Source organism: Gluconacetobacter dulcium (assembly GCF_014174165.1).
Classification (GTDB): Bacteria; Pseudomonadota; Alphaproteobacteria; order Acetobacterales; family Acetobacteraceae; genus Gluconacetobacter; species Gluconacetobacter dulcium.
The window spans coordinates 79,327-95,541 of the sequence record NZ_JABEQN010000010.1 but is presented as its reverse complement, the minus strand read 5'-3'; the positions used below and the strand labels follow the sequence as shown (position 1 = coordinate 95,541).

General features: G+C 64.8%; 14 protein-coding genes. 7 read left to right on the top strand and 7 right to left on the bottom strand.

Annotated features, from left to right (window positions below):
• Nucleotides 1-208 precede the first annotated feature (208 nt).
• The 6 genes from glyA (at nucleotide 209) to fghA (ending at nucleotide 5,957) form a co-directional block, all read left to right on the top strand.
• Nucleotides 209-1,516: a serine hydroxymethyltransferase gene (glyA, locus tag HLH25_RS09875; RefSeq protein ID WP_182973933.1), complete on the top strand. Its 1,308-nt coding sequence runs from the start codon at nucleotides 209-211 to the stop codon at nucleotides 1,514-1,516.
• Between the two features lie 21 nt (nucleotides 1,517-1,537).
• The gene (locus HLH25_RS09870; RefSeq protein ID WP_182973895.1) at nucleotides 1,538-2,908 is read left to right on the top strand and encodes an L-serine ammonia-lyase; all 1,371 of its coding nucleotides are present in this window, start codon (nucleotides 1,538-1,540) and stop codon (nucleotides 2,906-2,908) included.
• Nucleotides 2,909-3,212: 304 nt separating this feature from the next.
• A complete protein-coding gene (gene frmR / locus HLH25_RS09865; protein ID WP_182973894.1) occupies nucleotides 3,213-3,488 on the top strand; it encodes a formaldehyde-responsive transcriptional repressor FrmR in 276 nt (91 codons plus the stop codon).
• Nucleotides 3,489-3,533: 45 nt separating this feature from the next.
• Nucleotides 3,534-4,643, top strand: coding sequence for an S-(hydroxymethyl)glutathione dehydrogenase/class III alcohol dehydrogenase (locus HLH25_RS09860; RefSeq protein WP_182973893.1), 1,110 nt, complete (start codon nucleotides 3,534-3,536; stop codon nucleotides 4,641-4,643).
• Nucleotides 4,644-4,704: 61 nt separating this feature from the next.
• The gene (locus tag HLH25_RS09855; protein WP_182973892.1) at nucleotides 4,705-5,106 is read left to right on the top strand and encodes a VOC family protein; all 402 of its coding nucleotides are present in this window, start codon (nucleotides 4,705-4,707) and stop codon (nucleotides 5,104-5,106) included.
• A 26-nt stretch (nucleotides 5,107-5,132) separates the two neighbouring features.
• Nucleotides 5,133-5,957, top strand: a complete 825-nt coding sequence (fghA, locus tag HLH25_RS09850) for an S-formylglutathione hydrolase (RefSeq protein ID WP_182973891.1) — start codon at nucleotides 5,133-5,135, stop codon at nucleotides 5,955-5,957.
• Between the two features lie 101 nt (nucleotides 5,958-6,058).
• On the opposite strand, the gene HLH25_RS09845 is transcribed toward fghA, so the two are convergent.
• The 5 genes from HLH25_RS09845 to HLH25_RS09825 form a co-directional block, all read right to left on the bottom strand.
• Nucleotides 6,059-7,771: an FAD-dependent oxidoreductase gene (locus HLH25_RS09845; protein WP_246401893.1), complete on the bottom strand. Its 1,713-nt coding sequence runs from the start codon at nucleotides 7,769-7,771 to the stop codon at nucleotides 6,059-6,061.
• Between the two features lie 2 nt (nucleotides 7,772-7,773).
• Nucleotides 7,774-8,853: a Gfo/Idh/MocA family protein gene (locus HLH25_RS09840; RefSeq protein ID WP_182973889.1), complete on the bottom strand. Its 1,080-nt coding sequence runs from the start codon at nucleotides 8,851-8,853 to the stop codon at nucleotides 7,774-7,776.
• The gene (locus tag HLH25_RS09835; protein ID WP_182973888.1) at nucleotides 8,850-9,668 is read right to left on the bottom strand and encodes a sugar phosphate isomerase/epimerase family protein; all 819 of its coding nucleotides are present in this window, start codon (nucleotides 9,666-9,668) and stop codon (nucleotides 8,850-8,852) included. Before HLH25_RS09835 ends, HLH25_RS09840 begins: the two co-directional genes overlap by 4 nt.
• 45 nt (nucleotides 9,669-9,713) lie before the next feature.
• On the bottom strand, nucleotides 9,714-11,447 hold the full coding sequence (locus HLH25_RS09830; protein WP_310889084.1) for an FAD-dependent oxidoreductase: 1,734 nt from the start codon (nucleotides 11,445-11,447) through the stop codon (nucleotides 9,714-9,716).
• 100 nt (nucleotides 11,448-11,547) lie between these two features.
• Nucleotides 11,548-12,429: an IclR family transcriptional regulator gene (locus HLH25_RS09825; RefSeq protein WP_182973886.1), complete on the bottom strand. Its 882-nt coding sequence runs from the start codon at nucleotides 12,427-12,429 to the stop codon at nucleotides 11,548-11,550.
• A 305-nt stretch (nucleotides 12,430-12,734) separates the two neighbouring features.
• On the opposite strand from HLH25_RS09825, the gene HLH25_RS09820 reads away from it, so the two are divergent.
• Nucleotides 12,735-14,348, top strand: coding sequence for a carbohydrate porin (locus tag HLH25_RS09820; protein ID WP_182973885.1), 1,614 nt, complete (start codon nucleotides 12,735-12,737; stop codon nucleotides 14,346-14,348).
• 19 nt (nucleotides 14,349-14,367) lie between these two features.
• Here the strand turns inward: HLH25_RS09820 and HLH25_RS09815 are convergent, their stop codons facing one another.
• Both HLH25_RS09815 and HLH25_RS09810 read right to left on the bottom strand, forming a co-directional pair.
• Complete coding sequence (locus HLH25_RS09815) at nucleotides 14,368-15,159, bottom strand: IclR family transcriptional regulator domain-containing protein (protein WP_182973884.1); 792 nt, start codon at nucleotides 15,157-15,159, stop codon at nucleotides 14,368-14,370.
• Between the two features lie 58 nt (nucleotides 15,160-15,217).
• Nucleotides 15,218-16,111 carry a helix-turn-helix domain-containing protein gene (locus tag HLH25_RS09810; protein WP_182973883.1) on the bottom strand — a complete coding sequence of 298 codons (894 nt, stop codon included), beginning with the start codon at nucleotides 16,109-16,111 and terminating at the stop codon, nucleotides 15,218-15,220.
• Nucleotides 16,112-16,215 lie beyond the last annotated feature (104 nt).

Genomic DNA, 16,215 nt, shown 5'->3' with positions numbered 1-16,215 from the left:
GTGGGGCCTCCTGCCCTGACGATATTCTGTCGCAGGACTTCAAGGCCATGTCGTCTGCGTCAGCGATGACGAGAGGGAATCCGCCCTAGGATTTTCGACATTCCATGAGTCGGCGAGTGCATCACAGTCGGGACCCGGAGACCTCGGCGAGCATTTCATCCTCCAGGGAAAAGTGGTCTGGCACGGGAAAGGCAGTCTTATGCACGTTATGATGAATGAAGCGGAACAGAACGAGCGCCATCGCTTTTTCGGCGGGCCTCTGGACACGACCGATCCGGAGGTCGCGGCGATGCTCTGTGACGAGCTGGTTCGGCAGCAGGACGGTATCGAACTGATCGCGTCGGAGAACCTGGCCTCGTTCGCGGTCATGGAAGCCCAGGGATCGGTTCTGACGAACAAATATGCCGAAGGGCTGCCTGGCAAACGCTATTATGGCGGTTGCGTCGATGTGGACCGTGTGGAAACGCTGGCCATTGAGCGCGTCAAGCGGATATTCGGCGCGGCATTCGCCAATGTACAGCCGCATTCGGGCGCCAATGCCAACCAGGCGGCCTTCATGGCGCTGGGCAAGCCGGGCGATGTCATACTCGGCCTGAGCCTGGCGGCCGGCGGGCACCTGACGCACGGTGCGGCGCCGAACTATTCCGGCAAATGGTTCCGATCGGTGCAGTACGGCGTTCACCCCGACACCGGCCTGCTCAATTATGAGGAGGCGGAGCGGCTGGCGCGCGAACATCGGCCCAGGATCATCGTCGCAGGCAGCTCGGCCTATCCCAGGGTCATCGACTTCGCGCGTTTCCGCAAGATCGCGGACGAGGTCGGGGCCTATCTGATGGTGGACATGGCGCATTTCGCCGGTCTGGTCGCGGCGGGGCTTTATCCGAACCCGCTTCCGCATGCCCATATCGTCACCAGCACGACGCACAAGACGCTGCGCGGGCCGCGCGGCGGCATTATCCTGACCAACGACGCCGATCTGGCGAAAAAGGTCAATGCGGCGGTTTTCCCCGGATTGCAGGGCGGCCCGCTGATGCATGTCATCGCGGCCAAGGCGGTTGCGTTCGGGGAGGCGCTACAGCCTTCCTATGCCTCCTATCAGCGCGCGGTGGTCGCGAACGCGGCGGCGCTGGCCGACGAACTGCTGGGACGCGGTTTCGACATCGTGACCGGGGGGACGGACAGCCATCTGGTCCTGGTCGACCTGCGTCCGAAGAAGGTGACGGGAAAAGTCGCGGACGCGGCGCTGGAACGCGCGGGCATCACCGTCAACAAGAACGCGGTGCCGGATGACCCCGAATCGCCGTTCGTCACGTCGGGCGTGCGGCTGGGCAGCCCGGCCGCCACCGCCCGAGGCTTCGGCACGGCCGAGTTCCGCGAGATCGGGCGCTTTATCGACGAAGTGCTCAGCGCGCATGGTACGCCGGCCGCCGAAGACGTCGAAAAGCGTGTGAAGGGCGAGGTTCAGGCGCTCTGCCGCCGCTTTCCGATCTATAATGTCGCTTATCCCGGCGCCTGAGCGCCCTTTGCCGAGAGCCGCATGATCAGCCTGTTCGACCTTTTCAAAGTCGGTATCGGTCCGTCCTCGTCGCATACGGTCGGACCCATGCGCGCCGCACAGCGTTTCGCGGCCTCTCTGGCGTCTCTCGACGGGGTGGCCCGGATCCGGGTCACGCTCTACGGGTCGCTGGCGTGGACCGCTCAGGGCCACGCCACGGACACGGCCGTCATTCTGGGGTTGATGGGTGAAAGCCCCCAGAGTGTGGAGCCCGACAGGGTGGCCGGGATCGTGGCGGATGTCGGCGCGCGTGGGAGCGTCGTCATCCACGGACGCGGCATTGCCTTCGATCCGGGGGCGGACCTGGTTCTGGACCGCGACACCATTCCACCGGTCCATCCCAACACGATGCAGTTCGAAGCCTTCGACCGCGCGGGCGCGGTGGTGGCGTGCGTCCGCTTCTGCTCCGTCGGCGGTGGTTTCATCGTGCACGAGGATGCGACGGAAAGCGCGGGTTATGTGCAGCCCGATGTGCCGTTCGATTTCGCCAGCGGCGTGCAACTGCTTGAGCAGACCGGGCGCAATGGGCTGAGTATCGCCGAAATCGTCATGGCCAATGAAATGGCGCTGCGGCCGCGTGCCGAGATCGAAGCCTATCTCGATACCATCATCGATGTGATGATGGCGTGCATCGAACGCGGATTGAGGCAAACCGGCACGCTCCCCGGCCGCCTGAAGGTACGCCGCCGCGCCGCCGCCCTGTATGAGCGGCTGCGGGCCGGCGAGGGCTCGAATGCGCGGTCGGCCCATGGAATCATGGATTGGATCAGCCTTTTTGCCATTGCGGTGAACGAGGAAAATGCCGCCGGCGGGCGTGTGGTGACCGCGCCGACCAACGGTGCCGCCGGCATTATTCCGGCGGTCCTGCGCTATTATCGCGATTTTTGCCCGCAGGATTCGGCCGCGTCCACCCGGCAGGGCATGCATGATTTCCTGCTGACGGCGGCGGCGATCGGCGGCCTGTTCAAGCTCAATGCTTCGATTTCCGGGGCGGAGGTCGGGTGCCAGGGGGAAGTCGGCGTTGCCTCGTCCATGGCCGGGGCCGGTCTTGCCGCCGCGCTGGGCGGCAATCCGCTCCAGGTCGAAAATGCCGCCGAGATCGGCATGGAGCATCATCTGGGCATGACGTGCGATCCGGTGGCGGGACTGGTGCAGATTCCCTGCATCGAGCGCAATGCGTTCGGCGCGGTCAAGGCGATCAACGCCGCGTCTCTCGCGCTGCATGGGGATGGCATACATCATGTGTCGCTCGACCAGGTCATCCGTACGATGGCGGAAACGGGGCGCGACATGAGCCACCGCTACAAGGAGACCTCTCTCGGTGGGTTGGCCGTCAATCTGCCGGAATGCTAGGGCATCATCCGACCGGATGGACTCATCTGGTCGGATAGAGGTGCTCTAAAAATCAATACTCCAGAGCCATATCCGTGAACCGGTGTGAAGGGATGTGGCTCCGGGGCCGGCCAGAGGGGGATTCTGCCGGAAATCCTGTCGCGGGCTCGCAGGTTTTCGTGTCGGTGCCTGTGGCGGACGAAGGGGGCGGATGCACCCGGTGGCATCCTGTTCTCGTCCGCGACCGCCGCACGCGAATGGATTTGCATATTGGGTCGACGTATATTATCGATACTCACGGGGAGTATAAGGGAGCCTGACTTTCATGCCGCATACGCCTGCCGAGAAAAAGCGCGTCCTGACGCGCGTGCGCCGTATCAGGGGGCAGATCGATGCGCTGGAGCAGGCGCTGGAAAGGGGAGCCGACTGTGGGCCGGTGTTGCAGCAGGTGGCGGCCATTCGCGGCGCCATCAACGGCTTGATGGCCGGCGTCCTGGAAAGTCATTTACGAGAAGAATTCGTTGACTGTGCGGGTGATCGCAGCGCGGCCAGCGGCGCCATCGAGAATGCGGTGTCGCTCGTCCGTTCTTATCTCCGCTGACCCGCTGCGCGGATCGACAGATCGGAAACATGGAGAAGACAAATCATGAAATCACGTGCCGCCGTTGCCTTTGAGGCAGGCAAGCCCCTCGAAATCGTCGAGATCGACGTTGCTCCCCCCCGTGCGGGCGAAGTGCTCGTGCAGATCACCCATACGGGCGTGTGCCACACGGATGCATTCACGCTGTCCGGCGACGACCCGGAGGGGCTTTTTCCCGCCGTGCTCGGCCACGAGGGCGCGGGCATCGTGATCCAGGTCGGGGAAGGCGTTACCAGCGTCGTGCCCGGAGACCATGTCATTCCGCTCTATACGGCGGAATGCGGTGAATGCCTGTTCTGCAAATCCGGGAAGACCAATCTCTGCATTTCCGTTCGCGCGACGCAGGGCAAGGGTGTCATGCCGGATGGGACGACACGTTTTTCCTACAAAGGACAGCCAATTCACCATTACATGGGGTGTTCCACGTTCAGCGAGTTCACGGTTGTCGCCGAGGTGTCGCTGGCCAAGGTCAACCCCGCGTCCAATCCCGAGCATGTCTGCCTGCTTGGATGTGGCGTTACGACCGGTATCGGCGCGGTACATAACACGGCCAAGGTCCTGCCTGGCGACAGCGTTGCGGTTTTCGGCCTTGGCGCGATCGGCCTGGCCGTGATCCAGGGCGCGCGGCAGGCGAAAGCCGGACGGATATTCGCCATCGATACCAATCCTGGAAAATTCGACCTTGCGCGGACATTCGGCGCCACCGATTTTCTCAATCCCAAGGATTACGACAAGCCGATCCAGCAGGTGCTGGTGGAAATGACCGGCTGGGGCATCGATCATACGTTTGAATGCATCGGCAACGTCAACGTCATGCGCGCCGCGCTGGAAGCCGCGCATCGGGGGTGGGGACAGTCGATCGTTATCGGTGTGGCGGGCGCCGGTCAGGAGATATCCACCCGGCCTTTCCAGCTTGTTACCGGTCGCTCGTGGCGCGGCACGGCCTTCGGCGGGGTCAAGGGGCGCTCCCAGCTTCCCGGCATGGTCGAGGATGCCATGCGCAATGATATCCAGCTTGCGCCTTTCGTGACCCATACCATGCCGCTCGAAGACATCAACGAGGCCTTCGACCTGATGCATGAAGGCAAATCCATCCGTTCCGTCATTCATTACTGAGAATCGCGTCGTACGGCGGCAGGGCCGTTCGCACCGGTCGAAAGACCATAGGAGATCGATCATGGCAGTCATTTCGGGTGACGGCGTTTTTTCCCATGTTTTCCTCGGTGCGGTCGATACCGCACTGTCGGCGACGTTCTATGATGCGGCACTTGGCGCCCTGGGTATCAGGAATCTCGGGCCGTTCGGACATGGCTGGATTCTATATGGCCGGGAAAAGCCGGCCTTCATCATCGCGCGTCCTGGCGACGGCGAGGCGCCGTCGAGCAATGGTGTGACCATCGGCTTTGCGGCCGCCACGACCGCCGAGGTCGATGCCTTCCATGCCGCCGGCCTTGCCAATGGCGGAACGGACGAGGGCGCGCCGGGGCCGCGCAGCCATCTGACCGGTGCCTATGCCGCGTATCTGCGGGACCCGGCAGGGAACAAGGTGTGCAGCTACACCTTTACGGACGGCAACTGACAGTCTGCAATAAGGTCGCGAGAGCCATGGAAAGCAGGGAAGCACATTTCTCCTTCGGGGGAACGCAGCAAGTCTGGCGGCATCGGTCCGCATCGCTGGGGGTGGATGCCGATTTCGCCATCTATCTGCCTCCGCAGGCGCAGGACAAAAAGGTTCCTGTTCTTTACTGGCTCTCCGGCCTGACCTGCACGGAGCAGAACTTTATCACCAAAGCCGGCGCGCAGCGTGTCGCGGCGGAACTGGGTATCGCGATCGTCGCGCCGGACACCAGCCCGCGCGGTGCGGATGTGGCGGATCGTGATACCTACGACCTCGGGCAGGGTGCGGGCTTCTATGTCAATGCGACACAGGAGCCGTGGGCGGCCCATTACCGCATGTACGATTACATCGTCACCGAATTGCCGGCATTGATCGAAGCGCATTTTCCCGTGACCCAGGTGCGGGGGATCAGCGGACATTCCATGGGGGGCTTCGGTGCCATCATGATCGCACTGCGCAACGCGGGGCGTTATCGCTCCGTATCCGCTTTTTCGCCGATCGTGGCGCCGACGCAGGTTCCCTGGGGTGAGAAGGCCTTCAGTGCGTATCTTGGGCCGGATCGTTCCGCCTGGGCGGCGTACGATCCGATTGCGCTTATCCGCACGGTGAAAGAGCGGCTGCCGATCCTGATCGACCAGGGGCTGGCGGACAGCTTTCTGACGGAACAGCTCAGGCCGGAACTGTTACAGGCTGCCGCGCAGGAGGCGGCCCATGAACTGATTCTGAATCTCCGGCCCGGTTACGATCACAGTTATTATTTTATCGCCAGTTTCATCGAGGACCATCTGCGGCATTTCGCCAGATTCTGTTGAAGGGCCTTTCGGGCTGGCCCGCCGGATGGACGCAGGGGGGCGGCAGCGTGGTGCGGTGCCGCGATCAACGGATTGCGCGACATTCCCTCTTGTGTTGTGCGTCAGGCGGAATGATGACTCGCTGCGTCCTGAGCCGCGATGTAGCCAAAGGTCATGGCCGGACCGAGATTGATTCCGCCGGAAGGATAGAATCCCGCCATCACGCTGGCCTGATCGGACCCGGCCGCCCAGAGGCCGGGAATGGGTTTGCCTTCCGTATTCAGAACTCGTGCCCGCGCGTCGGCGCGGATGCCGGCGAATGTACCGAAACTGCCCGGAACGATGCGCAGCGCGAGATAGGGGCCATTCTCGATCGGCGCCAGACAGGGATTGGGCGTGCGGGTGGGGTCCCCACCGGAGCGGTTGAAAGGGGTGGAGCCCCGGCCGAATGCCGGGTCGTTGCCCTGCCGCGCGTGCAGGTTGTATTCGCGCACCGTATGCTCCAGTCCTTCGGGGGAAATGCCGCATTTGGCGGCCAGTTCGTGAAGGGTCGCGGCTTGGACGATGTAGCCGGAGCGGACGAACGGGCGCAACGGAAAGGGCGCGGGTCGTGAAAAGCCCAGACCCCAGCGCCGCTGGAAGGATCGTGTGCAGATCAGCCATGAAACGGGTGCCTCGCCGGGGGCGAGGGCCCGGAACAGGTTGGTGATGTAATCGTAATAGCCGTCGGCCTCGTTGACGAAGCGCCGGCCGTTGGCACGCACGGCGATGATGCCCGGTTTGGCGCGTTCGATGATATGCGGGTAATGGCCTGTGGTGCCGTCGCGAAAGGGCACCAGGGAAACGGGACACCACGCGGCAGGCGACGCGAGAGCGGTATCGATGTCCGCGCCGACGGATTCCGCGAGCGACAGGCCATCGCCGTACGTTCCCGGGGCCGCGACGGTCCAATGCTCATGGCCGGTCGGCGTGTGCGGGAACAGGGCCTTGCGACGGGCGATGTCGTGGGGAAAGCCGCCGGTGGCGAGGATGACGCCGGCGCGCGCACGGACCGTCAGATCGCCCCCGTTCGTCGTCAGATGCGCGCCGACGACCCGGCCGTGTTCGACGATCAGGGCCCGTGCCGGGCTGGAGGGCAACAGGCGTACCCCGGCCTTCGCGGCTGACAGCATCAGGCGGGCGACCAGTGCGCCGCCATTGACCAGATGCGTCCCGCGGCCGTAGCGGAGGAGGTCGAACAGGTGCCGGCCGATCCGCGACAGCACATGCAGGCCGGCCCTGGGCGAGCGGGTCGCGTTGAGAAAGGCGCGCAGGTCGGGACCGGCCTGGATACCCATGCCGGCAAGCGTCGTCTCGCGCATCGGTCGGCGCAGCAGCGGCCAGAGCGTGCCGAGTTTGCGTCCGTCGATCGGCGCCGCGACCACGGAGCGCGAGCCGGTGCCGGCGCCAGGGGTGTGGCCGTGAATGTCGCAGATCCAGGTGCCGGACTGGAACGTGACATCGGTTTCGTCGTCCAGGAAATCGACCATCCTGGGGCCGGCCTCAAGCAGGGCGCGGACACGATCTTCGTCGAAACGATCGCCCAGTTCGTGACGCAGGTAGGTTTCCGGGCCATCCAGCCCTTCCATATTGCCATCGCGCCGGGCGTAGCGTGTGCAGGGCACCCACATCCAGCCGCCGGACCAGGCGGTCGAGCCGCCCAGAACCGGCTCCTTCTCGGCGACGACGACCTTCAGGCCGCGATGGGCGGCGGTAACCGCCGCGCAAAGGCCGGCGGCGCCGGACCCGATGACGAGCAGGTCGCACTGTTCGACCCGCGCGCGTGCTGCGGACATGCTCATGATCCCTCGCAGGGGGTGTTGGAAGACGAAGACAAGGTGATTGTGGTGCCGGATCGTGCGGAATCCGTTACGGCGAGGGTGGCGCGTAGTGTCAGCAACCCTTCGCGGGCATCGACGACCGGGCGTTCGGTGCCGCGCGCCACGGCGCAGAGATTGCGCAATTGTGCGACATAGGGACTTTCCTTGCGGTAACCCGTCGTTTCGCGTGTCAGCGGTTCGTACCAATCCTGTCGTTTCTGATAATGCCAGAGATCGAGAGCGGGCAGGGCGAGGGAGCCTATGCTGCCGGCGATGACGGATGTGGTGACGGGTGCGGCGGGGGAGGGATAGGAGTCGATCTCGCCCGATTGCAGGTCCCAGCTCCACGGTGCGGCGGTGCAGTCGCTCAGCGCGATCGTCACCAACGCGCCGCCGTCCAGGCGCAGCAGGACGGATGCCGTGTCCTCGACCGCGAAACCTCGTGTTGCGTTGCTGCTCATGGCATGGACGGAGACGATTTCGCCATAGAGATGGCGCACCAGGTCGATTTCGTGGATCAGGTTGATCAGGATCGGGCCGCCACCCGCCTCGCGTCGCCACGTCGCCGCGAAATAATCGTCGGGCTTGCGGAACATTGCCAGCACGGCGACGGAGACGATCCGCCCCAGTCTGCCTTGTCCGATCAGGTCATGGGCCGTGCGGATGATCGGGTTGTGGCGGCGATGGTGGCCGACCAGAACGGGAACGGCCGTGGCCTGGGACGCATCGACGATCGCCTGGGCGTCGTCAAGCGTGCTGGCGATCGGCTTTTCCACCAGTGTGACGATGCCCGATTCGATCAGGTCGAGGGCGAGTGGCCGGTGGGTAGGGTTGGGGGTGGCGAGGATGGCGGCGTCGGGCCGGCCCGACGCCAGGGCATCGGCCAGGGTGGGAAACCATGCGACGCCGATGGAATCGGCCCAGGCGTGCCCTTCCGGTGTGGGATCGACCACGCCGGACAGGGTGCAGAACGTACAGGCCCGCATTTCCCGTGCATGCAGACGACCGATGGCACCGGCACCGACCAGCAACACGTTGCTGACATGGCCGGACGTCATGCCGGCCTACCCGTGCGCAGAAGGGCGGAGGTCGCATCGAAGGCCATGCTGGCCCAGTGTGACGCGCCCTGCTGAACATGTGCGGCCAGATTGGGGATTTCGACGCTGACGGGAAGATCGGGCGGGAGCGACGCGAGGATGGCCGGCAGGTCGATCCCGCCGTCGCCGGGCAGCAGGCGGGCCTGCCGGGCCGTATGGATCAGTCCCTCGCGCGTGGCGGGAATGTCGGCCGGCGCGTCGCAGATCTGGACATAGGCCAGTCGGTCGCGCGGGATATTGCGCAGATCGTCGGTGGTTGTGCCCGAGCGGGCGACGTGCAGCGTATCGACGATGATGGTGCCGTTGTCCGCCGCCGCCGTCGTGACGACGGACAGGGCGGTGCGGGCGTCGCGGACGGCTGTCCAGGGCATGAATTCCAGGGCCGGCGAGATGCCGCGCGGGGCGGCCAATGCGCAGAGATCGGCAAAGGACGAGGCCAGACGCGACAGATCCGCGTCATCGCCCGCGACCAGAATATGGGGGACCGACAGGTCGGCACACAGATCGAGGAAGGGTTCGATGTCGGCGGCGCGAAAACTGTCCGCAATCCGCACGATTTCCATGTCGGTGACCCGGATGGCCTCCTGTCGCGCCAGGTCGCGGATTTGCCGGCGAAACGACGGATCTGTCAGCAGAGGGGGCAGCGTTTCGCCCGGCGCGGCGGGAAGGGCGCGCAGGCCGACGCCCGTATATCCGATCCGGCGGGCCAGAGGGAGCATCTCGACGGGGTTCATGGGCGCGGTCGTGAGCCATGCCAGGGAAATCGGACGCGTCATGCCGTTGTCCTTTTTTTCTTGTTCTTGTCTGGTCAGGTGCCGGTTTTACTGAAGGGACAATTCCGCGCTCGCCATGGGGGCGGTGGCTGTCGCCGTTTGCGCCGTGAGGGCGGTGCCGCCGGCGACATGGTTGGCGATGCGCCAGGCCATGACCAGGGCTGGGCCAAGCGTGGTTCCGGGGCCGGGATAGGTGCCCCGGAACAGGGAGGTCAGATCGTTGCCGCAGGCATAGAGACCCGCGATCGGCTGGCCGCTTTCGTCGGTTACGCGGCCGTCGGGATCGCCGGTCAGGCCGGCGCTGGTCGCGAGGTCGGCGGGCAGGACGGCCATCGCGAAATAGGGGCCGGCTCCTACGGGGCGGAGGCACGGATTGGGCGTGCAGCGCGCATCGCCGTTGAAGCGGTTCATGGCCGAGGAACCGCGCCCGAAATCGGTATCGGCACCGTTTTGCGCCAGGGTGTTGTATCGCGCGACGGTTTCGCGCAGCGTGGCGGCATCGACGCCGATGGCGCGGGCCAGTTCGTCGATCGTCCGGCCGCGGAACAGATATCTGGCGCGGATCAGGTGCCCGATGCGGCGCATTCCCGGCCAGACCATGCCCAGGCCGTATTCGCGCAGAAAGGCGCGATCGCAGATTAACCAGGCGGGCATGCAGGCGGTTCGGCGGTTGTCGGCAATCATGCCCATGCAGAAATCGTGATAGGAACTGGACTCGTTGACAAAACGGCGGCCCGCGCCGTCGACGGCCAGCAGGCCGGGCTTGGCGCGGTCCAGAATGATATGCGGCCAGGTCAGGTCCGTACCGTCCTTCAGGCGTCGGCTGGAACAGGGCATCCATAGCGCCGGGCTGTCGCCGCCGTTGTCGAGGCCGGCCCCCGCGCGCAGTCCTGCCTCTACCCCGTCGCCGGAATTGGTGGCAGGGGCGAGAGATTTCATATTCCGCAGTGGAAACAGCCGATCGCGCAGGGTGGCGTTGGTCGCGATGCCGCCTGTTGCCAGGACCACGCCCTTGCGGGCGAGAACGGTGCGGTTTCCCTCCGGTGTATGGAATGTCGCGCCTGTCACGCGGCCGTCGGTGACAAGAAGATCGGTCAGCGACCATTCGAACAGGATCGGCACTCCGTGCTTGCGCAGGCTGAGCAGCAGCCGCGCGACGAGGGCGTTGCCCATGACCAGGCGCGTGCCGCGTGCATGCGCCCTGCGATCGGACGCCAGCCGCAGGAAGAGCGACAGCGTCTGCCGGAGATGGGAGAATGACGAAAAAGGCTTCAGCAACGCATCCAGTTCGTTGCGCCCGACCATCATCCCGCCGGGAGCGAGAAATTCGCGGCGGGGCGGGCGGACCCGGACGAAATCCGCCCCGAGTTCCCGCCCGTCGAACGGCAGGGGGGCCAGGGCGCGACCGCCATGGGCGGAGCCCGGCCCATCGAGATAGTCGGGATGGGCGGCGGCGGCGGCGAGTTTGACGTCGGTATGATCGTGCAGTTCGGCAATGGCGGCGGGCGCGGCTTGCAGGAAGCCTTCCCGCAGGGCTTCGCCACCCCGGTTGCCCACCACGGACTGGAGGAAGCGACGGGCGTCGTCGGTGCGGTCACGGGGGCCTACGGTTTCGGACAGGGCCGTTCCGGGAGCCCAGATCGTGCCGCCGGAGGTGGATGTGATGCCGCCGACCTGATCGGTCTTCTCGCACAGAAGAACATCGAGGCCGCGCCGCCGTGCAAACAGCGCGGTGCTCATGCCGCCGGCTCCCCCACCGATGACAAGCAGATCGGTTGTCACGATATTGGACGCGTCCAAAGTGGACCGGGCGGATTGGGGTGACCTGGGCATGCTTCGACCTCTTGTCGTCACGTCTGTGATGGGAAGGGAGGAAGGGAGTTCAGAAGGAAATGTTCTGCTGCGTGCGGGAGATATCTTTCGGTACGATCTGCATGTCTCCCAATTCACGCGCGGTTTCGACCAGGATGGCGCCGAGTTCGATCGCCCGCGCTTCGGAAATGCGCAGTGTCGGGCCGGCGATGCTCAACGTGCCGATGGCCTCGCCGGTGGATCGCGAGCGGATGACACAGGCGATTGCCGTCATCCACGGGGCGAAGGTCGCGATGGTGACGCTGAAGCCGCGCTTGCGGGTCTGCCGCAGCAGGGACAGCAACTGCTTGCCGTCCCGCGCGACGTTTGGCCCATACCCATCGGCCGGATTGCCGTAGCCCTGTTCATCCGCCAGCTTGACCGCGACCCCGTCGGGCATGGCGGCCAGCCACGCGATGCCGGTCGCCGTGGAGGAGAGATGGGCCACCTGGCCCATTTCCGGGTCGTATTTCAGCCCGCTGCGGCTGCCCTGCGCCCTGGCGATCCATGTCAGTTTCTGCCCGTCGGGTACGGCGAGCCGGACCAGTTCGCCGCTTTCGGCGGCCAGACGGTCAAGCAGCGGTTGGGCCAGATCGGTGATGCCGCAGGATGCCAGAAACGTGAAGGCGATGGACACGGGCTTCATCGTCAGTTTGTAGCGCCCACCCGCGCCGCCCTCCTGATGCACATAGCCCAGGGTCTGGAGGTCCGCTGTCAGGCGGTGGGTGGCGCTGAGCGGGATGCCGAGCTCGGAACTGATCGAGGAGATCGGCAATCCTGCGGCATGACGCGAGAGCAGCTCGATGATTGCAAGGGTCCGTTCCATGACCCCGGACGGGGTGGCTTTTGCGTCGCTGCTGGCGGCCGGGCTGGTGGAAGGGGCGGTGCGGCGCAAATCGGGTTTGAGGCTCATCGGGTTCTTCACGGCAGGAGGATGGCGATCTGATAGGGATTGATAGTGGAAAGTGTTTCCGATATCAATTTCTATCTCTGCATCGTGTTTCCACTTTGGCGATCGACGCCGGAGGCTCGGAGATGGGGCAGGAGCAAGAACCTCAAAAAGAGGCGTGGTTATGAAATATCTTTTCTGTGCAAGAAAATATTCTGTCGAGGACGGTCATCTGCGACATGGAGCGCCGCCGCGGCGATAGAGGCCCGGGCTTTCACGTCGAGCCTGATTCCAGGATTTGCTCCGTCTGATAGAAATGGTTCCTGCCGATGTCGTTCTCTCTTTTTTCACGGGCGGTACTGTTTGGTGCCGCTCTGTCCTGTTTCGGCGTTTCCGCCGCTGCTGTGGCGGCCGGAGCGGAGCAGGCCGGTGATCCTGTGCTGCGGCCATCCGCCCGCCATGCCGCCGGAGTGGGGCGTGGCCCACATCGCCCGTCGTCCTCACGCGCGCAGGTGAGTCGGAGTGCCGGTCTCACCCAGCCTGTGCAGGTGGCCGCCGCGACGGATCGTGTCACGGAACGGCTTTTGCGCGACGTTCGGGGAGCCGTGCAGGACAGCACCGCCGCGTCGCAGCAGGATTTGGCGAAAACCGGTGTTTCCGCATCGGCGCTGGGATCGTCCTGGACCGAGGTACGTGTGGTCCCCGCGAACGACCGTCTGCTCGGGTCGATCGGTGGCTGGCGCCAGCGCCTGTCCAGGGCGGGTTTCGATTTCACACTCAGTTACATGGCCGAAGGCGTGGCAAACGTAGCCGGCGGACGCAGGACCGGATTCGACTATTCCCATCAGGTGGTCATGGGAACCGATTTCGATTTGAACAAGTTGTTCGGCATGCAGGGATGGTCGTTCCACATGCTGGGCGTCCAGCGTGCCGGCCGCAGCGTGGCGACCGATTATCTTGGCAAGACGGGGCTGATCCAGCCGCAGCAGGATTACGGCGTGGGCGGCAATGTCCTGTACAAGCTGGTCTACATGTATTTCGAGAAGACGCTGTTCGATAAGAAGTTGACGATCGATTTCGGCCGCATGCCGGCCAATCTGAAATACGGCACGTCTTATTTCGGATGCTATGCGCTGAACAGCGTGATCTGTGCCCATCCGACGGGTCTGTCGGTGGGATCGAAATGGCGGTCCTGGCCGTTCTCGCAATGGGGCATGACGGCGCGCCTCAATCCCGGTCATGGCCTGTATGCCCAGGCCGGGTTCTTCGAGGCGTCGGCCACCGAAGGCGGGCGGGCCGGTTTCAATTTCTCTTTCAAGCCGCTGGGTTATGTCGTGCCGGTCGAACTTGGCTGGGAACCGGCGCTTGGGCGTGACAGATTGACCGGGCATTACAAGATCGGCGGTTATATCGATACCTCCAACCATCCCGACCCGTTCACGGCTTTTGATGGCAGTCCGATCCTGATCTCGCACAGGGCGGCACGGATCGAGCGGCAGCGGGGGGCGTGGTATGTCGGAGCCGACCAGATGGTCGCGCGGTTCGGGGCGGCAAAGGACCAGGGGCTGATTCTGTTCGGGATGGCTGGCTGGGATCAGGGGGCATCATTGCCTGGGCAGAGCCAATATACGCTGGGCATCATCTCGCAGGGGATGTTTCCCAGTCGGGTGACGGATGCGATCTCGCTGTTCTGGTCATGGCAGAACGTGAACAGGAAGATCACCCGTTATCAGGAGATGCAGCAGGATCTGGGCTACACGACCCTGCGGGGCGGCGTGAAATTGCCGCAATCGAACTTCCAGGTTCTGGAACTGACCTATACCGCCTTCATCACGCGCGGGCTCAAGCTGTTGCCGGATCTTCAATATATCGTGCATCCGGATGCCAACCGTACCTACCCGAACGCATTGGAGGCGGGTTTCCGGCTGCTGGCCCAGTTCTGAGCCTCCGGTCGGGAAGCCGTCAGGCCGTGCGGGCCTGTCCGCGCAGGGCGCGGCTGACCGCCATGGCGGCATCGACCACCGCCGGTACCACGAATTTACGCAGATCGCGCATCGGAGTGCGCGTGGCCTGCGTGCTGACATTCAGGGCGGCGACGACGCGCCCGTCCGGTCCGCACACAGGGGCCGCCACCGAGCGGAGGCCGGTTTCGAGTTCCTGGTCCTGGATGCAGTATCCGTCATGCCGGATCTGCGAGAACAGATCGGCCAGGGCCGCCGGGTCGGTGATGGTGCGGGAGGTGCGGGCGTCGAGCGTGGCCGGCATGTGACGCGGGCGCTCATCGTCGGGGAGGGCGGCCAGCAGGACCCGCCCCATGGACGTACACCATGCGGGGAGCCGGGCACCGATGCTGAGATCGACGGCCAGGATGCGACGGGTTTCCGTGCGGGCGATATAGAGGATGTCCATGCCGTCCAGGATTGCCAGCGATGCGCTTTCGCCCAGTGTCTGGCTGAGGCCGTTGAGAATCGGCTGGGCCAGTCGGGGGAGCGGCAGATCCTTCATGCCGGCCGACAGGTCGAGGACGCGGGGGGTGACCTGAAACAGTCGCCCGGATTGGGTCAGGTACCCGGTGGCGACCAGCGTGAGCAGGGCACGGCGCGCCGCGGCGCGCGGCAGGTCGACCCGTTGCGCCACGGCGGCCAGCGTGATGCCGTCGCGTTCCTGCGCGCAGACGCGCAGGACGTCCAGCCCCCGCGCGAGGGCGGTCACGAAATCGCGGTTTTCAGCCGGCTCGCCGGTGCGGTCGTCCATTGTGGCCATCGCCACTTTTTGCCCGAGAAGGATTGAACGGGCAAGGGAGCCGAACGTCTCAGCCGGTCTGTCGCTCCTGTCGGAAGGCGCGGATCGTGACGCCTTCCCTGGCGCGGAACCAGCGCGAGAAATAGGCCGGATCGCTGAAGCCCAGCCGTGCTGCGATCTGGGCGGCGCTGAGGCCGGAAAACAGCAGCAGACGCCGGGCTTCCGCCGCGATCCGGCTCTGGATGATGTCCTTGGGGGTCTGCTGGCTCACGCGGATGCAGGCCCGGCGCAGCGTACGTTCCGTGGTGTTCAGCGTCGCAAGATAGGTTTCGAGCGTGGCATGCGCGGTGAAATCCCGTTCGATCAGGGTGCGGAATGCCAGGACCAGCGCGGCGTCGCGCCGGGTTGGAGGTGGGGTATCGGCGGCGTGCAGCAGGCGGCAGACGGTCGCCAGGATGATCTGCGCGGTTGCGTTGCGCACCGTGTCCGACAGTGCGTCTTCGATTTTCGGCTGAATCTGGGACAGCGCGACGATGCGGTCGAATTCCGCGATGTCGGTCGCGACGGGGCGCGGCCCGGCCTGAAGAGGCGCGATGGTGCGGGTGCGGTCCGCGAGAGCGACAAGATGGCCGAGCCCGACCGTGATCACATGCCCGTGCGTGCGGGGGTGGTAGGCCAGCGAATGGGGGGCGCCGGCGGGAACCCAGATGAAGCCGGGGGCCAGGAAATCCTGGCTGACCCCATCCAGTTCGATCAGTCCACCACCGGACGCCAGCACGAAAATCTGCGCCAGCGCCGCGTGGCTGTGGCGGCGTACGCGCCAGTTCGCGGGGCGCGAGCGGCGCTCCAGCGGTTCGATGTCCAGGAAATACCGCAGACCGGCATGGTCGATCCCGTCGTGGATCAGGAAAGGGTCGCGATCTGTCCTGGTTTTATCGGCTGTTTCTCCATCCGGTCCGGTCATGGGTCGCATTGTCGTGAATTGTCCGAAAACTGCAAGTCGGGAAGGCTTTGTGCATCGACTATGACGACGCCGCACCCCATTGTGCGTTCATCGGGCCTGACCGC

Bases quoted from the DNA above. Each gene is read 5' to 3' on its own strand.
- HLH25_RS09835 (WP_182973888.1), bottom strand. From the start codon at position 9,668: ATGACGCGTCCGATTTCCCTGGCATGGCTCACGACCGCGCCCATGAAC.
- frmR (WP_182973894.1), top strand. From the start codon at position 3,213: ATGCCGCATACGCCTGCCGAGAAAAAGCGCGTCCTGACGCGCGTGCGC.
- HLH25_RS09815 (WP_182973884.1), bottom strand. From the start codon at position 15,159: ATGGACGACCGCACCGGCGAGCCGGCTGAAAACCGCGATTTCGTGACC.
- HLH25_RS09845 (WP_246401893.1), bottom strand. From the start codon at position 7,771: ATGTCCGCAGCACGCGCGCGGGTCGAACAGTGCGACCTGCTCGTCATC.
- HLH25_RS09870 (WP_182973895.1), top strand. From the start codon at position 1,538: ATGATCAGCCTGTTCGACCTTTTCAAAGTCGGTATCGGTCCGTCCTCG.
- glyA (WP_182973933.1), top strand. From the start codon at position 209: ATGATGAATGAAGCGGAACAGAACGAGCGCCATCGCTTTTTCGGCGGG.
- HLH25_RS09860 (WP_182973893.1), top strand. From the start codon at position 3,534: ATGAAATCACGTGCCGCCGTTGCCTTTGAGGCAGGCAAGCCCCTCGAA.
- HLH25_RS09855 (WP_182973892.1), top strand. From the start codon at position 4,705: ATGGCAGTCATTTCGGGTGACGGCGTTTTTTCCCATGTTTTCCTCGGT.
- HLH25_RS09840 (WP_182973889.1), bottom strand. From the start codon at position 8,853: ATGACGTCCGGCCATGTCAGCAACGTGTTGCTGGTCGGTGCCGGTGCC.
- HLH25_RS09820 (WP_182973885.1), top strand. From the start codon at position 12,735: ATGTCGTTCTCTCTTTTTTCACGGGCGGTACTGTTTGGTGCCGCTCTG.
- HLH25_RS09825 (WP_182973886.1), bottom strand. From the start codon at position 12,429: ATGAGCCTCAAACCCGATTTGCGCCGCACCGCCCCTTCCACCAGCCCG.
- HLH25_RS09810 (WP_182973883.1), bottom strand. From the start codon at position 16,111: ATGACCGGACCGGATGGAGAAACAGCCGATAAAACCAGGACAGATCGC.
- fghA (WP_182973891.1), top strand. From the start codon at position 5,133: ATGGAAAGCAGGGAAGCACATTTCTCCTTCGGGGGAACGCAGCAAGTC.